We start from the raw sequence: 16,477 nt of genomic DNA, 5'->3' as shown, positions 1-16,477 counted from the left end.
AAGGAGGTAATTACTTACCTCCTTTTTCATTATGGCTGAATTTACTCTGCTCCAGCTGCCTGATTGTCTGCGTTACTGTAAATAAGCAGTGGCTCTGACTCGCCATTAATGACGGACTCATCAATCACGACTTTACTAACGTCTGTTGCAGATGGTAATTCGTACATGGTTTCAAGTAGCACGCCTTCAAGAATCGAGCGTAAGCCACGAGCACCTGTTTTACGCTCCGTTGCTTTTTTCGCGATAGCGCGCAGCGCATCTTCACGGAATTCAAGTTCAGCGTTTTCCAGCTCAAACAATGCTGCATATTGCTTGGTCAGTGCGTTCTTCGGTTCACATAGGATCTGAATCAACGCTTCTTCATCAAGCTCAGTCAGTGTTGTTGTTACAGGTAAACGACCAATGAATTCTGGAATGAGGCCGTACTTCACTAAATCTTCAGGTTCAACTTGAGTAAATAGCTCACCTACCGTCTTCGCTTCATTCTTCGAACGAACTTCAGCACCAAAGCCAATACCTGTACCTGTTGCAACACGCTGCTCAATCACTTTGTCTAAGCCAGCAAAAGCACCACCACAGATGAACAGGATCTTAGATGTGTCCACTTGTAGGAACTCTTGCTGAGGATGCTTACGACCACCTTGAGGTGGAACCGATGCAACCGTACCTTCGATAAGTTTTAGTAGCGCCTGCTGAACACCTTCACCAGATACGTCACGCGTAATAGATGGGTTTTCAGCTTTGCGTGAAATCTTATCAATTTCATCAATGTAAACGATGCCGCGTTCCGCTTTAGCTACATCGTAATCACATTTTTGCAGAAGCTTTTGGATGATGTTTTCAACGTCTTCACCTACGTAACCGGCTTCGGTTAGTGTCGTCGCGTCTGCCATTGTAAATGGCACATCCAAGAATCGAGCTAATGTCTCCGCAAGTAGTGTTTTACCACTACCTGTAGGACCAATTAGAAGGATGTTACTCTTACCAAGCTCCACACCTTCGCTCGTTGTATCACCATTGCGTAAACGCTTGTAGTGGTTATATACCGCAACTGCGAGCACTTTTTTCGCGTAATCTTGCCCGATCACATAGTCATCAAGGTGTTCACGGATCTGTTTTGGCGTTGGTAACGCTTCAGATTCTTTCTTAGGGAGAACATCCTTGATTTCTTCGCGAATAATATCGTTACATAAGTCGACACATTCGTCGCAAATGTACACTGACGGACCTGCGATTAGCTTGCGAACTTCGTGCTGACTTTTGCCGCAGAAAGAACAGTACAGCAATTTACCGCTGCCACTTTCTTTGCTTTTATCTGTCATTCGCTAACCTCTTAGCCTTTACTCTTCATGAATGAGTGTATATCAATTTTTGCCAAAATGCGCTGGCTAATTACTCGCCACGGTGGCTTAACACTGCATCCACGATACCGTATTCCACAGCCTGCTCTGATGACATGAAGTTATCACGATCAGTATCGCGCTCAATGACTTCAAGAGGTTGGCCTGTATGTTCTGCTAACAACTTGTTTAGCTTCTGTTTAATCGTCAGGATTTCCTGAGCATGGATTTGGATATCAGAAGCTTGACCCTGGAAACCACCCAATGGTTGGTGGATCATTACACGTGAGTTAGGCAGTACATAACGCTTACCTGGCGCACCACCTGCAAGCAGGAAGGCACCCATTGAACATGCTTGACCCATACATACTGTGCTCACATTTGGCTTAATGAACTGCATGGTATCGTAAATAGACATACCTGCTGTTACGCTGCCGCCTGGAGAGTTGATGTATAAGAAAATATCTTTATCTGGATTTTCAGATTCTAGGAAAAGTAGCTGAGCCACGACAAGGTTTGCCATGTGGTCTTCCACTTGACCCGTTAAAAAAATCACGCGCTCTTTAAGCAGACGTGAGTAGATGTCGTAAGAGCGTTCGCCTCGGGAAGTTTGTTCAACCACCATTGGTACTAGCGCGTCCATAATTGGCGACATTGCATTTTTTTCTTGGTAGCTCATATTCTTATGTCCCTAAAATAAATGGCCCGGATGATGACTATCATACGGACCATTGTTAGCAGAATAGTTAACGTTAAGTCAACCTTCTACGCAAGATATTGCTTATTAAGCAGCAGGTTGTTGTTGGTTAAGTAGCTCGTTGAAGCCTACTTCTTTCTCAGAAACCTGTGCTTTAGCGATGATCGCGTCGATTGCTTGCTCTTCTAGAGCTACGTTGCGCATGTTGTTCATCATTTCTTCGTTTTGCTCGTAGTAAGCAATAACTTCTGATGGTTCTTCGTATGCAGTAGCCATTTCTTCGATTAGAGCTTTAACTTTCTCGTCGTCCGCTTTTAGCTCTTCAGATTTGATTACTTCACCTAGTAGAAGACCAACAACTACGCGACGTTTAGCTTGTTCTTCGAACAGTTCACGTGGAAGCTGAGCAGCAGCTTCTGGGTTACCACCGAAGCGTTGTGCAGCTTGTTGACGTAGAACTTGGATTTCTTGCTCGATAAGCGCTGATGGTACGTTGATGTCGTTTTGCTCAACTAGACCGTCAATCGCTTGCTCTTTGATGCGGTTCTTAACAGCTTGCTTAAGTTCGCGTTCCATGTTCTTACGAACTTCAGCTTTAAGTGCTTCAACACCACCTTCAACAACACCGAACTTAGCAACGAACTCGTCGTTTAGTTCTGGTAGTTCACGAGCTTCAACTTTGTTCACTTTGATTGCGAACTTAGCTGCTTTACCTTTTAGGTTTTCAGCGTGGTAATCTTCTGGGAAAGTCACGTCGATGTCGAATTCCATACCAGCAGTTTTACCTGCGATACCGTCTTCGAAACCAGGGATCATGCGACCAGCACCCATTTCTAGAGGGAAGTTCTCAGCTTTACCACCTTCGAACTCTTCACCGTCGATAGAACCAACGAAGTCGATGCTTACGCGTTTGCCATCTTCTGCTGCTTCTTCAACTTCAACCCAAGTTGCTTGTTGCTTACGTAGAGTATCGATCATCTCTTCTACGTCTGCATCTTTAACTTCTGTTAGTGGTTTTTCAACAGTGATGCTCTCTAGGCCTTTAAGCTCAACTTCTGGGTAAACTTCAAAAGTTGCAGTGAAAACTAGGTCTGAACCTTCTTTGTTCTCTACAGGAGCGAAAGTTGGAGCGCCAGCTGGGTTGATTTTCTCTTTAACGATAGCTTCGATGAAGTGGCGTTGCATTACTTCACCAAGAACGTCTTGACGTACTGCTTTGCCGTACATCTTAGCAACCATTTTTAGAGGCACTTTACCCTTACGGAAACCATCGAAACGACGGTTTTTAGCGATGTTGCGTAGTTCAGCTGTTACAGCGTCTTCGATGTTTGCAGCTGGAACAGTAATGTTTAGACGGCGCTCTAGGCCCTCTAGCGTTTCAACAGTAACTTGCATTATATATAAACCTCTAAAGTGGCTCGGTTTTCCGAGCGTATGAGCGAAACTCAGAGGAGCTTACGCTTCATCCTTGTGTAGTGTTCTGTCCGAACACCTAATTTAAAATCGAGTATCGATACTGGTTGTCAGTACCGGACTAATCAGTGATATCTTCGATAAAATAACCAAAGGTATCTCCTATTAGCCTCAGGACAGAATTTTTAGACGCGACATTCTAGCGATCTGTCGCAACCCTGTCGAGCCAATAGCCACTATGTGGACATTGTCTGCGCTAAATTCTCGAATGCTGACCCATTTTTTCTTCAAAAATGCGATTCAGACACCGTCTAAGCATCGCCAGCATATCTAGAATGGGGACAATAGCGACTTTTTCAAGAGAATCGACCGGTTTTTTTATCGAAAAGCCTAAAAAGAGATCTTGCTCTTGTTTTACTCCACAGAGTTGAAAACTAAATCCCTAATCCTTCCTACAAACTATTAACATTTTCTTACGTGACCAAAGGAAGTTGTAAGGAGTGTAAGGATGTCGCAAAAAAAACGGATTCTGCTGACATTTTTTGCTTTCTATTTCCTGTGCGCAATTATCGGTGGCCATTGGGTTTGGCAGACCAGTTATCAATCTCTACTTGATAAACACCAATCACAGCTGGAGCAATTTTCTGGCCATATAAAAAATAAACTCGATAAGTACGCCCATATCCCAAATCTTCTCGCTAAAGATGATCCTCTTTATCAAGCGCTTCTGCACCCCAACAACAGTGCGCAACTGGAAATCACTAATCGGTATTTAGAATCCGTTAATGGCGTGATTGAAGCAGCGGATACGTACTTAATCGATCAATGGGGTACAACGATCGCGGCCAGCAACTGGCGTAAAGAGCGCTCCTTTATCGGTCGAAATTTTGCATTTCGACCTTATTTCAAACAAGCCATTGTGGGTAAACGAAGCCAATACTACGCACTGGGCTCAACATCTGGTAAACGTGGCTACTACTATTCTTATCCCATCGTATACGCTGGCGGTGTACTTGGTGTCGTCGTGGTGAAGATGGACCTAAGTAAGATAGAGGACAACTGGCAGCAACCAAACAGTGTTTTTGTCGCGAGCGACCCATACGGAATTGTTTTTATGAGTAGCCGAAGTGAATGGCTACTCAAAAGCTTACAGCCACTGACAAAAAAAGAGAAAAAGCAAGTTTGGGCAAGCCAACAATATCTTGATGCGCCAATTGAAACGCTTGGATTAGTGGGTAGTTTGGACGAGGTGCATTCTGAGCTTAAACAGGGTTACCCATACAATAAAGGAACCTTGGTGGTCTCTTCGCTGCCCCTTCCCGAACTCAAGCTGACTATTCGTGTGCTGTCTCCTAAACAGTCGATCGTTTGGTTCACCATGGGTTACATCTTTGTACTCACTCTAGCATTCATGGTTTTGTTTTTAATTGGTCAGCTTATCTATCACCGTCAACAGCGTCACTTGCAAATTGAACGAATTCAACAAGAAGCAAATCAAAAGTTGGAATATCAAGTCATGGCACGGACTGCCGAATTGCAAGCTGAGATCGCACAGCGTATCGATACCGAGCAAACTTTACGCGTTACTCAAGATGAATTGGTGCAAGCAGCGAAACTCGCGGTGTTAGGACAAATGTCAGCCAGTATCAGCCATGAACTGAATAATCCACTTGCGGCAATTCGTAGCTTTGCGGAGAACGGCAAGCTGTTTCTAAAAAAAGAAAAATATGAGCGAGTGGAAGATAATCTCACTCGCATTTCTGCTCTCACTGACCGTATGGCAAATATCAGTCAGCAACTTCGCTCTTTCGCCAAAAAAACCAGTGGTGACGAGTTGGCTCAATCTCGATTGTTCCCTGTGATTGCCTCTGTAAAAGAACTGATGAAGCCCGCATTTAAATCAGGGCGCGTCACGTTAGAAACAAATTTGCCAAAGCATGATGTTGAAGTGCAGATCAATATTATTCAACTGGAGCAAGTGTTGGTCAATTTACTGACTAATGCGATAGAAGCACTCAAAGAACAACAAGACAAACAGGTAGAATTATCTGTAGAACACGATGAGCACACTGATTTGGTTTGGATTCATGTTGATGATAATGGCCCAGGGCTTGGCTCTTTCTCACTTTCTGATTTATGTGAACCGTTTCTAACCACTAAACTGAACGGTTTAGGTTTGGGTCTCTCTATCTCGCAACAAATCTTAGCCAGTATGAATGGAAAATTATGTGCCCATAATCGAGAACAAGGCGGCGCTCGATTCTCATTGTGTTTACCTATCACTTCTTACAACACTGAACCATCAAAAGGATAAGATCATGTGTCAGGTGTTTTTTATTGATGATGAGGCCGATCTCAGAATCGCTATAGAACAGACCTTTGAACTGGCGGATATCGACGCCAAGTTTTTTGTGGATGCAGAATCGGCTTTAATAGCGATGCAGCAAGGAGAAGAAGCTGGCGTCGTGGTCACTGATATCTGTTTGCCGGGCATTTCTGGTATGGATATGCTGACAACTTTGACTCAACGCGATGCAAACTTACCCGTCATCATGATCACTGGACACGGTGATATTTCCATGGCTGTGCAAGCCCTTCATCAAGGCGCTTACGACTTTATTGAGAAACCTTTTGCGCCAGAACATTTGGTTGAAACGGTTAAGCGGGCGATTGAGAAGCGCAAACTAACCAATGAAAATGAAAAACTGCGCCTGTCACTTAAAGCCAGTAAAACCCTTGGTCCACGAGTTATTGGTGAAACCTCTAGCATCCAAATATTACGAGAGACCATCACCCAAATCGCCGATACCGACGCCGATATTTTATTGTTTGGTGAAACCGGTACAGGGAAAGAGTTAATCGCTCGTTCTTTACATGAGCAAAGCTCTCGCCGGAACCAAAACTTTGTCGCCGTAAATTGTGGAGCGGTTCCAGAGAACTTAATTGAGAGTGAACTCTACGGCCATGAAAAAGGCGCATTCACTGGCGCCGAAAGCCGTCGTATCGGTAAATTTGAGTTTGCACAAGGCGGCACACTTTTCTTGGATGAGATCGAGTCGATGCCTATCCAAGCCCAAATTCGTTTATTGAGGGTATTACAAGAGCGCGTGATTGAGCGTGTCGGTTCAAATGAATTATTGCCTTTAGACATTCGAGTGATTGCCGCAACAAAGGTCGATTTAAAACACGCAGCTGAAGAAGGTACTTTCCGTCAGGACCTCTATTATCGGCTCAATGTCGTGACCCTGGATCTCCCGCCACTACGCGAACGAAAAGAAGACATTCCAGCCCTCTTTCACCACTTTCTGTTGGTAGCAGCTTCACGTTATGGCAAAAGCTCACCTAGCTTGTCACCCCAAGATCTAGCGCAACTGATGAGCCATGACTGGCCTGGCAATGTTCGAGAACTCAGAAATGCTGCAGAGCGTTTTGTGCTATTGGGTAAGTTAATTCAGTTGGGAGAATCAAACCCAGTCGCTAAGTCTTCCTCAAGCCTTGCAGAGCAAGTAGCGGAGTTTGAGAGAGCAGCCATTGAAGGCGCTTTATTAGAAAACAACGGTAGTATTAAACAGACAATGTGCCAATTGAATGTGCCAAGAAAAACCCTTTACGACAAGATGCAGCGCTACCAAATAAATAAAGACCTTTACAAATAAAACACGTTCAGATAACTGGCATTATATTCAACTTGAATCATAATTTTTAACAACAGGTTTATCATGGTTGTTACAGATATGAACGAAAAAGTGAGAATACCGATTGTTACAGATACCGTGCTCGTAGACGGTTGCTATCAAGAAGAGAGAAGATTCGGTGAAGAGCGTCGTAAAAATAAAAAGAGGTGGCGACACTATGAACGTCGAATTAATTCAGACCCACGCAAAACTTGTTACAAGTCAATAGACGAAGAGGTGTGAATTCTCACACCTCTTTCTACTTTCTGGCTTCCATTACTTGGTAATGATCTCCGGCCCCATCAAGGTAGTAGGCAACCAAGTCGAAACCCATGGTACATATGTGACGATAATTAGGAACAAGAACATCACTCCAACCCAGGGTAATGCTGCCTTCACTACGTTCATCATCGACATTTTGGCAACACCAGCGGTCACAAATAAGTTAAGACCCACGGGCGGCGTTATCATTCCTATCTCCATATTCACCACCATCATTATGCCCAAATGAATTGGGTCTATACCTAATGCAATCGCAATTGGGAACACGAGCGGCGCAACAATGATCAACAAGCCTGATGGCTCCATGAACTGACCACCAATCAGCAACAAGACGTTCACCACAATCAAAAAAGTGATTGGTCCGAGACCAGCCGAGAGCATCGACTCGGTGATCATTTGCGGGATCCGTTCTTCCGTTAAAACATGCTTCAAAATTAAGGCATTAGCAATGATGAACAGCAGCATGATGGTGAGTTTGCCCGCTTCATACAGGGTGTGTTTCGTGTCTTTATGAACAAAGGTTTGGAAGATTTTAACGAGCGCAGGTTTAGTGTTTTTCTTGTCTGCAAATGGCCCCATGTCTTTGTATACAAAGTTAGCAATAAAGAATGAGTACACAGCAGCAACCGCAGCGGCTTCTGTCGGCGTAAAGATACCGCCATAGATACCACCAAGAATGATGACGACCAACAACAAGCCCCAGCTTGCATCCTTGGCGGCATCAAAGGTTTCTTTCCAACCGACAAAAGGTTGTTTTGGAAGGTTCTTGATTCTCGCGGCAATGTAAATCGCGATCATCAACATGACACCCGCCAGCAAACCGGGAATCACACCACCAAGGAACATACGTCCAACTGACACATCCGTTGCGGCTGCATACACCACCATCACAATCGAAGGTGGGATCAAAATCCCTAGCGTACCTGCGTTACAAATTACCCCAGAGGCAAACTCTTTTGAGTAACCGTTTTTGATCATACCTGCGATAACAATACTACCTATGGCAACAACCGTTGCAGGTGAGGAACCTGACAACGCGGCAAACATCATACACGCGACAACCGAAGCCATCGCCAAACCGCCGCGGAACCAGCCTACAATGGCAATGGCGAAACGAATGATCCGCTTTGCTACGCCACCCGTCGACATAAAGCTTGAAGCCAATATAAAGAATGGAATAGCCAATAGCGTGTAGTGGCCCGCGAATGCATTAAACAGCGTTTGAGCAACTGACGCTAAAGAGGCATCCGAATGCATTAAAAGGAAAAGAACACTGGAAAGGCCCAGCGAAATAGCAATTGGCACGCCAACCAGCATAAAGCCAATTACCATCAAAAATAGAAATAAGATATCCATGGCTTATTGCTCCTTGTTTTTAGCGTCTTGCGAGGCCTTTGGAGCCATTACGTCTTCAGCGTCACTCATCTCAGCTTTAAGAGATTCGAGCTCTTCCTCCGCTTCATGTCCTGCAATCAAGCGATCGAGCTTACCAGTAGCGATTTGCCACGTGACTTGAACAAATCTAAACGTTAGTAGCGCCATTCCAAGTGGCAAAGCGAAGTAAGGAATAAAACGTGGCAGCTTTTCATAACGCTCTCCCTCATTTAACCAGTCGGCCATGAACTGGAGCATTTCAGGCATCGGAATATCGTCCGTTTCATACCACGCTCGGTCAGTAGCGAACGGATACCAGTAGTTCCAAGCGCCAATTAACAGCAAAATAGAGAAGGCTAAGCAACACATTGCTGCAAAAAGCGCCAGGGCTTTTCGTTTACCTTCCGGAACGATGTTAATAATGACATCGACACCAATATGAAAGTGTTTTTTCACACCATAAGATGCGCCAACCAACACCATCCATGCGAACATGAAAACGGTGAGCTCAAGCGCCCAAAGAATATTGTCGTTAAAGACATAACGAAAGATGACATTGGCAAAGGTCAGCAAGGTCATGGCACCCAAGAAGAAAGCAATCAAAGTCTCTTCAATGGCATCAGTGATTCGTCCAGCCTTGGCAAAAAAAGTCTGTTCCATAATTACATCACGTCGTCTGTAGGGGGAAAGAGCCCCCTCAGTTTGAGAGGGCTAAATGTGCTAGGTGTTATTATTTTTGGTTAGACGCCAAAGCGGCTTCGATTAGGTCAGAACCAATGTCTTTTTCGAACTTCTTCCATACTGGTTGAAGTGCAGTGACCCACTCTTGGCGCTGTTCTGGCGTTAGAGTACGAACCACACCACCGGCTTCGATGATATTGTTCTTATTCGCAAGGTTTACTTTGGTTGACTCAGCATTACGCTGCGCAGTTACCTCTTGAATAATGGTATTTAACTGCTCGCGCTGATCATCTGGTAGGTTTTTCCAGAAGTCGTTTGACGTCACAACTAAGTAATCCAGAATTCCGTGGTTCGTTTCCGTAATGCCATCTTGAACTTCGAAGAATTTTTTGCCGTAAATGTTTGACCAAGTATTTTCTTGACCATCAATAACCTTAGTTTGCAAGCCGCCGTAAACTTCTTTGAACGACATTTTTTGTGGGTTAGCACCTAGCTGCTCAAACTGAGCAACGAGTACATCAGACGCTTGAACACGGAACTTAAGTCCTTCAGCATCAGTTGGAGAAATGAGCGGCTTGTTGGCTGACATTTGCTTCATGCCGTTATGCCAAAACGCAATGCCTTGTAGGCCACGACGTTTCATTGAGTTTTTCAGCTTTTCACCCGCTTCCGAGTTTTGGAAACGGTCAACCGCGTCGACATCATCGAACAAGAAAGGAAGATCGAAAAGGCGGTACTTCTTGGTGAATTTCTCAAACTTAGAAAGAGAAGGAGCAGCGAGTTGAACATCACCATTCAGTAGCGCTTCCAACACTTTGTCATCATCATACAGTGTTGAGTTAGGAAACACCTGCATACAGACTTTACCGTTCATCTCTTCGTTGACGCGCTTTTCAAGTAACGAAGCCGCGATGCCTTTAGGGTGTTTGTCCGCGTTCGTTACATGGCTAAACTTGATGACCGTTTCACCTGGGTCACAATTTGCGGCAGCATTAAAACTGGTAACAGCAAGTGCAGAGACAGATAGTAGAGTTAGAGGCTTAAACATTATTATTCTCCTTGTTGAATCACATCCCATCCCGTCCATGAGTAACTAGGTGTTAGGCGATGGGTACGGATATTTAACAAAGAGCAATTAATGGACCATGTTAAAATTTATATGTATTTCAATAAATTAACATAGCCCATTAACATAAATCCGAAGTGTAACGAGTGAATTCCACCCAAGAAAAGATACAAATGGGTGGGAAATGACCCATTTATGAAGAACAGCTTATCTCCATTTTCTTCCCCCATTCCGGCGGCAATTTCGCGTAATCATCAAACTCAGGTTGCTCATCAAATGGGCGTTTTAACAGTTCGGCCAATCGGTGTAATTCGCTAAAGTCCCCTTCTTCCGCTTTATCAATCGCCAACTGAGCCAAGTAGTTACGCAAGATGTATTTGGGATTGGCTTGACGCATCTGTTTGCAACGCTGTTCGGTTGAAATCAGGCCCCCTAGTTCATCAACCTCTAGCTCACACCGAGCTAAGTACAGTTCAAGCCAAGCTCGCGCAGCTTCTCGGTCGAGAAATAAATCGATTACGGCTTGGGAAGGCGCATTATCAAGGTTTGAAAGCGTTCTGAAGAAGCGAGTGTAGTCCGTTTTGTTCTGGTGAAGAAGCTCAAACATAGCTTCAAACAAACGCCCGTCTTCCGCTATCTTGGTTTTTAAGCCCAACTTCTCACGCATGAGGCGGCTGAACTGCTGGCTTAAATGAACTTCAAATTGACTCAACGACGATTCTAAATCTTCTCGTTCAACGAGTGGCGATAGCGCATGCGCCAGTGCTGACAGGTTCCAAAGCGCAATTCTAGGCTGTTGATCAAATGCGTAACGACCCTGGTAGTCTGAATGATTACAAATGTATCCCGGCTCATAATCATCAAGAAAGCCAAACGGACCATAATCAAAAGTTTGCCCAAGAATTGACATGTTATCGGTATTCATCACACCATGCGCAAAACCAAAAGCTTGCCAATATGCGATCATCTCGGCTGTTTTAGTCACGATGGCGTCAAACATCGCGGCATATGGTTTCTCCGCCGATGCACAATCAGCAAAGTGCCACTCAATCACCTTATCCGCCAACAGCTTCTGCTCTGCTAACTGGTTGGTGTAAAAGAAATGCTCAAAGTGACCGAATCGAACATGGGTTTCAGCCATTCGAAGTAACAAAGCGCCCGATTCCGTTTTTTCTCGATAAACAGGTGTATCACTGACCATCATACCGAGAGCACGTGTCGTGGGAACCCCAAGGCCCGCCATGGCTTCACTGCACAAGTACTCACGGATAGTTGAGCGTAATACCGCTCGCCCATCTCCCATTCGCGAGTAAGGCGTTAGCCCTGCACCTTTGAGGTGAAGATCAAACCAAGTACCATCCTGATGCTCAATTTCTGCCAACAGTAATCCACGTCCATCGCCCAAATCTGGGTTGTAAACGCCAAACTGATGGCCTGCATATTTCATCGCAAGAGGACGAAATTGTTCGAATTCACTTAGCCCAGAAAAAACCGCCAATAACTCATCGTTTTGCTCTTCTGGTAAACCAAACTGCTGTGCAAACTCACCATTCCAAGCGACCCAGCGAGTGTTGTCCAAGGGTTGTGGCTCGACCAACGTATAGAACGCTGACGGTAATTGACTAAAGCGATGGGTGAAATTGACCCGTTGCCAAATGGACATGTAGGGTTCCTTAATAAAAAGAAGTACTGTTGTGAGTATACGTGTGAATGTCCCTGTCATTCAGCCATGAAATGGACATGGGTATTTTGCGTGAATAACGCGAAGGCGGCAGGAAGGTATCAACCTGCCGCAGACCATCTCCTAAACGGAGGTAGCATGTAAAAGCAATCAAAGGGTTAAGCGGAAAATTCTTCACCCGTTTTTGGTGGCAGTGATGGCGTATCAAAACGAGCGCGTTCGATATCCACTACCGTTTTATAGCTCAACGATAACAATGCCAGCTGGTACGCGCCAAAAATACCATAGGCCACACCGACGAGGCTCAACATAAAGAGATTCGTAAAGTGGCTAAAGATCAGCTGACTGAGCAAGCCCGCACCCAATGGAATTAGTCCCATCAAAATGAATACTTGTTTGTTGTATGCTCTGCTCTGGTTCCACGAACGACGCAAACTGCGCGGCTGATGATCCATTGCAGTCGCTGGCAACACAAATGACCATCGCGCCATTACCCAATAGCCAGGAATGCTTGCAATCGTTGTGATAATAGCCATAGCAACAAAGTCGGCTTCACCACTTTCTGCAATGTAGATAAACGACAACGCAAAGATCGGGATACCAATAACGAGCATCATCATCAGTCCAAACAGTATCCACCAGCCTATGAAACGGAATTCTCGAGCTGACAAACGAAATACATCCAACGCCGAGTGCATGTAATCACCGACTAAATAAATTCGATGCACACGCACAGCCGCCATAGCGGCAACAAGTGGGTACAAAATAATTGTGACGAAATAAAACCCTGCGACATTGCCTTCTTGAACGTTCGCTTGATCTTGCCCCGTCATTTCAGGATACATAAAAGCAAAAATTGAGTGCACGATAATCAACGGAATACAAGCAATAACAATTGCGAGTAGATTCCTTCTGACCATCACTGCCGCTTCTCGGCATATTTCCGAAACAGAAAAGCCCTCGGTAGACATATAACATCCTTAGTTCATAAAAATCGGCCCCTAGGGTAACCGCAGAGTAGAAAAATCGCTTTAAAAATAATGAGAAACACATCTCATAAGACAATGAGAACGAAACCAAAATAGATCAGATAAAAAATAAGCCACTCAATGTGAGTGGCTTATACAGCAATTCCATACCGTTTTAGACGCGACGTCGCCAGCCTAATGTTGCAAGCAACATCAAAGCCCAATAAGAAACACTGCCGCTACCTTCAGAGTTCTTGAATGTCGTTGTCTTCAAAGAAGCAACAACCGTCACGATAACTTCCCCCGTAGCAGTGGCACCATGACCATCTGAAACCGTATATTGCAGCTTGATGCCGTCAGTAGGGCTATCCGGTGCTTGAAAACGGATTTTACCATTCTCTACACTCGCACTTCCCACACCCGTTACGTTCTGTACGCTTTCTACAACCAGTTTATCGCCGTTCACATCCGAATCATTGCTCGCTGCATCAATCAGAATACTTTCACCAACGGCAACGGTCGCCGTATCTGCAAGCGTAAGTGGCGCTGCGTTTTTCATGGTTAAATCGACGGTAGCACTGGACGTTTCATTACTAGGATCAGTCACGGTTAAACGGAATGTCAGAACCTCACCCGCTTTTGCACCTTGAGGCACCGTAAAGCTTGTGCTAACACTGGTTGCATTGCCAAGAGAAACTGAAGTGCCAGCCAACTGCTCCCATTTATAACTCAACACGTCACCATCAGCATCCGTACTATTTAACGCAGACAACGTGACTCGCTGCCCAACCGTCATGTCTTTATTATCAACATCAATCACGGCCACTGGCGCTTCGTTGCTGCCAAGCACTTCCACCTGCACATTCACGATTGAAGATGAGTACGCACCATCAACCGACAACAAACGATATTGGAAAGTGTCCAGACCAACGAAGTTAGCTTCAGGTTGGTACTGGTTGCCAGAGATGGTGCCGTGCTCAGGCTTCTGCACAATGTCCACATTGAACTGATACCCTACCGCCATGAAATCATTGTCCATCAGGTTCAGTTTGATTGGCGTATTTTTATTGGTTTGTAACGAATCAGATTTCGCTTCAACCAAGTTGCTCGCATCCACATTTAATAATGCTGCAAACGGAATATAAGAGAACCCGGCTTTTTCTAGACCAAACGTGCCAATCTCACTGTAATCACCAGTCCACATTACAGGTAGGGAGGCTTTTTCAGTTTTTAGCAAGCGGCCGAAGTCAAAGTTTGCATCAAATTGACCGCCTTCCAATTCAACGACCAATAAGTGCTGACCCGCACTCAATTGGCTTGATTGGGGGAATAAAATTCGAGATGACTTTTGGAAGTTACCTTGCTGTAAAAGCTCAGCGTTGTTTTGATTCAATATTAATCGATAGCCAATGTTTCCAGAAAATGGGAATCGCCAAACTCGATAAGTCATGTCACTTTGAGCGCTATCTCTTTGCGCGTAAAGTTGAAGACCATCAAGCTCTGTATCACTATTCAAGTCCAGTGACACCGCCAGAGTGTTACTCCCACTCGCGTACACATAACCTTGGTGAAGAGAGTTCAGCCATGCTGATTTATTTGGTTCGTTTGTATGCTCAAGAGAAAAGCTACCGCCGTTGGTGTTGCTGGCAATGTTGGAAATACGAACCCCAGTATCAAACCCTGTGATCGCTCTCAGACCCGGGGTCGATGTATCTGATATGACATCGCCACCATTAGGGTACAAATCGTCAGCGTCACTCCTACCATCATTTTCTAACTCATTCAGACCATCAGCCTGCATGATTTGAACCTGCATCGCACCAACATCATTAAAGCGGTTCTGGACATTGACCGACGTCGCCAGGATACCTTCAGCCGCCAATGCTCGGTCGTAACCGCTAAAGGTGCGATTTTCCAAATAAACACGTGGGCCAAACTCTTTCAAGTACGGGTCGAGATACACCAGCTTGACATCGTCGTTGTTCACAGAAATAGGCGCTGGACTTTCATGAGTTACCGTTGGTACAACAAAACCAGCAGCGTGTTTGCTCCATGCACTCATGTTCACCGGAGTGTCACCAGCGTATGAATCTCCCGGTTTCTGCGCCCATGAACCGCCACCCATCACGCCCCAAGAGCCGATCGAGGCATCACTGTTCCTTGCGTACAAATCCGGTAAGCCAAGCATTAAGTGGCCAAGCTCGTGTACGATCACGCCCAAGGTCGCTTGATGATCAACTTGATAGTCAGCGAACACACAATAGTCTGTGATCTTTTTACCATCTAGTGTGACATCATCGTGAGAGAATTTGTGCGGCCAAATAGCAGGACGGTTGAGAACCCCTGTTGAACGATCGCCCCCCGCAAAAATAAACATGACAGAGAGTTCTGACGGTTCTACGGTACCATTTTGATTGCTGTCGTAGGCCGAAAGATTAAAGTATGGATCCAGTTTTTGATAAGCCTCGGTGAAAACCGCATTCAACTTGGCGGTGCATGTCTTATCAGTAGAACTAGAGTGACAGTTAGGGTGGCTTTGTGCCACAGTCACATCTATCACACCGTCATTGGCGGTGCCGTAACTCTCAAGTGCAGGAACAACTTTGAATTTACCTTGAGAGTTTTTATCAAAGTAATCCACAACGCTTTGACCATTGGTATTAAATACGCGTTGCTCAAAATCGTGCACCATTGCTTGGTCATCAAACGAAACTTGCACAACCAATAGGGGCTGCTGCTTCACCGTTGAACTGCTCATCGCCTGGTAACCTTGCGCCGAACGCAGTAGGTTTTTTCGTGCCATCGGTTCAATGGTTTTTAGAGAAGATAATTGCGGTTTAACTTGTAAATCCGGGCGAAACCTCGCCGACTCAGGTGGCTCACTCGACTGCGTTTTCACCACACCTGTCGAGATCAATATTGGCGTGTCTGACTCGCGCTGAATCCGCGCGAAAAACCAAACGCCGTCTTCCTGAAGTAAGGCATTGCCCTGCTTATCTTCAAACCAGTGGAAATCTGCCGTTCCACGTAGAATTGCCTCACTGGAACTACCATCGCTCAACGCAATAGTATGCCAAACCGGTGATGGCGGAGTAGTTGCCATGCTCTTCCCTGCAAGAAGCGCAGTTAGCATAGCCATGGCGAGTGTGTTGAATTTCAAAGTACGACTCCATCTTTTCGATTCGTTAATTAATACCAAGCACAACAAACACAAAGTAACCCTATGGGCATAGAGTAAGACTGAGTGACTATTGACGAAGGCTGGTATCAATTCGCTCAGATAACACGACGTAGTTTGGTG

At 45.1% G+C, this 16,477-nt stretch carries 12 protein-coding genes; 3 read left to right on the top strand and 9 right to left on the bottom strand.

The genetic code is table 11. The features are described 5' to 3' along the window. Positions 1–41 precede the first annotated feature (41 nt). The 3 genes from clpX to tig form a co-directional block, all read right to left on the bottom strand. The gene (gene clpX / locus R7O03_RS12460) at positions 42–1,322 is read right to left on the bottom strand and encodes an ATP-dependent protease ATP-binding subunit ClpX (protein ID WP_318131733.1); all 1,281 of its coding nucleotides are present in this window, start codon (positions 1,320–1,322) and stop codon (positions 42–44) included. 70 nt (positions 1,323–1,392) lie between these two features. Then, on the bottom strand, positions 1,393–2,019 hold the full coding sequence (gene clpP / locus R7O03_RS12455; RefSeq protein ID WP_005382347.1) for an ATP-dependent Clp endopeptidase proteolytic subunit ClpP: 627 nt from the start codon (positions 2,017–2,019) through the stop codon (positions 1,393–1,395). Positions 2,020–2,124: 105 nt separating this feature from the next. Further along, positions 2,125–3,432 (bottom strand): trigger factor, encoded by a 1,308-nt coding sequence (gene tig, locus R7O03_RS12450; protein ID WP_318131732.1) that lies wholly within the window; start codon positions 3,430–3,432, stop codon positions 2,125–2,127. Positions 3,433–3,958: 526 nt separating this feature from the next. Between tig and R7O03_RS12445 the strand changes: the two genes are divergently transcribed. The 3 genes from R7O03_RS12445 (at position 3,959) to R7O03_RS12435 (ending at position 7,367) form a co-directional block, all read left to right on the top strand. Next, positions 3,959–5,764: an ATP-binding protein gene (locus tag R7O03_RS12445; protein ID WP_213876669.1), complete on the top strand. Its 1,806-nt coding sequence runs from the start codon at positions 3,959–3,961 to the stop codon at positions 5,762–5,764. Positions 5,765–5,768: 4 nt separating this feature from the next. Next, complete coding sequence (locus tag R7O03_RS12440; protein ID WP_005382254.1) at positions 5,769–7,106, top strand: sigma-54-dependent transcriptional regulator; 1,338 nt, start codon at positions 5,769–5,771, stop codon at positions 7,104–7,106. A 78-nt stretch (positions 7,107–7,184) separates the two neighbouring features. Continuing rightward, positions 7,185–7,367 carry a hypothetical protein gene (locus R7O03_RS12435; protein WP_021034161.1) on the top strand — a complete coding sequence of 61 codons (183 nt, stop codon included), beginning with the start codon at positions 7,185–7,187 and terminating at the stop codon, positions 7,365–7,367. 33 nt (positions 7,368–7,400) lie between these two features. On the opposite strand, the gene R7O03_RS12430 is transcribed toward R7O03_RS12435, so the two are convergent. The 6 genes from R7O03_RS12430 to R7O03_RS12405 form a co-directional block, all read right to left on the bottom strand. After that, on the bottom strand, positions 7,401–8,762 hold the full coding sequence (locus R7O03_RS12430) for a TRAP transporter large permease (protein ID WP_005382255.1): 1,362 nt from the start codon (positions 8,760–8,762) through the stop codon (positions 7,401–7,403). Between the two features lie 3 nt (positions 8,763–8,765). Next, entirely contained in the window at positions 8,766–9,440 is a 675-nt protein-coding gene (locus R7O03_RS12425; RefSeq protein WP_005382256.1) for a TRAP transporter small permease, read from the bottom strand. Between the two features lie 70 nt (positions 9,441–9,510). Continuing rightward, positions 9,511–10,509 (bottom strand): TRAP transporter substrate-binding protein, encoded by a 999-nt coding sequence (locus R7O03_RS12420; protein ID WP_017634784.1) that lies wholly within the window; start codon positions 10,507–10,509, stop codon positions 9,511–9,513. Positions 10,510–10,720: 211 nt separating this feature from the next. Continuing rightward, the gene (locus R7O03_RS12415) at positions 10,721–12,190 is read right to left on the bottom strand and encodes a protein adenylyltransferase SelO (protein WP_182016605.1); all 1,470 of its coding nucleotides are present in this window, start codon (positions 12,188–12,190) and stop codon (positions 10,721–10,723) included. Between the two features lie 176 nt (positions 12,191–12,366). Then, on the bottom strand, positions 12,367–13,179 hold the full coding sequence (locus R7O03_RS12410; protein WP_193837670.1) for a sugar transporter: 813 nt from the start codon (positions 13,177–13,179) through the stop codon (positions 12,367–12,369). Between the two features lie 172 nt (positions 13,180–13,351). Then, complete coding sequence (locus R7O03_RS12405) at positions 13,352–16,336, bottom strand: M6 family metalloprotease domain-containing protein (RefSeq protein ID WP_238855143.1); 2,985 nt, start codon at positions 16,334–16,336, stop codon at positions 13,352–13,354. Positions 16,337–16,477 lie beyond the last annotated feature (141 nt).

The sequence above is a fragment of the Vibrio sp. Vb2960 genome, from assembly GCF_033337665.1.
GTDB classification, from domain to species: domain Bacteria; phylum Pseudomonadota; class Gammaproteobacteria; order Enterobacterales; family Vibrionaceae; genus Vibrio; species Vibrio alginolyticus.
This window is presented reverse-complemented; position numbering and strand designations above follow the sequence as displayed.

Bases quoted from the DNA above. Each gene is read 5' to 3' on its own strand.
- R7O03_RS12435 (WP_021034161.1), top strand. From the start codon at position 7,185: ATGAACGAAAAAGTGAGAATACCGATTGTTACAGATACCGTGCTCGTA.
- R7O03_RS12425 (WP_005382256.1), bottom strand. From the start codon at position 9,440: ATGGAACAGACTTTTTTTGCCAAGGCTGGACGAATCACTGATGCCATT.
- clpX (WP_318131733.1), bottom strand. From the start codon at position 1,322: ATGACAGATAAAAGCAAAGAAAGTGGCAGCGGTAAATTGCTGTACTGT.
- clpP (WP_005382347.1), bottom strand. From the start codon at position 2,019: ATGAGCTACCAAGAAAAAAATGCAATGTCGCCAATTATGGACGCGCTA.
- R7O03_RS12430 (WP_005382255.1), bottom strand. From the start codon at position 8,762: ATGGATATCTTATTTCTATTTTTGATGGTAATTGGCTTTATGCTGGTT.
- R7O03_RS12420 (WP_017634784.1), bottom strand. From the start codon at position 10,509: ATGTTTAAGCCTCTAACTCTACTATCTGTCTCTGCACTTGCTGTTACC.
- R7O03_RS12440 (WP_005382254.1), top strand. From the start codon at position 5,769: ATGTGTCAGGTGTTTTTTATTGATGATGAGGCCGATCTCAGAATCGCT.
- R7O03_RS12410 (WP_193837670.1), bottom strand. From the start codon at position 13,179: ATGTCTACCGAGGGCTTTTCTGTTTCGGAAATATGCCGAGAAGCGGCA.
- R7O03_RS12445 (WP_213876669.1), top strand. From the start codon at position 3,959: ATGTCGCAAAAAAAACGGATTCTGCTGACATTTTTTGCTTTCTATTTC.
- R7O03_RS12415 (WP_182016605.1), bottom strand. From the start codon at position 12,190: ATGTCCATTTGGCAACGGGTCAATTTCACCCATCGCTTTAGTCAATTA.
- tig (WP_318131732.1), bottom strand. From the start codon at position 3,432: ATGCAAGTTACTGTTGAAACGCTAGAGGGCCTAGAGCGCCGTCTAAAC.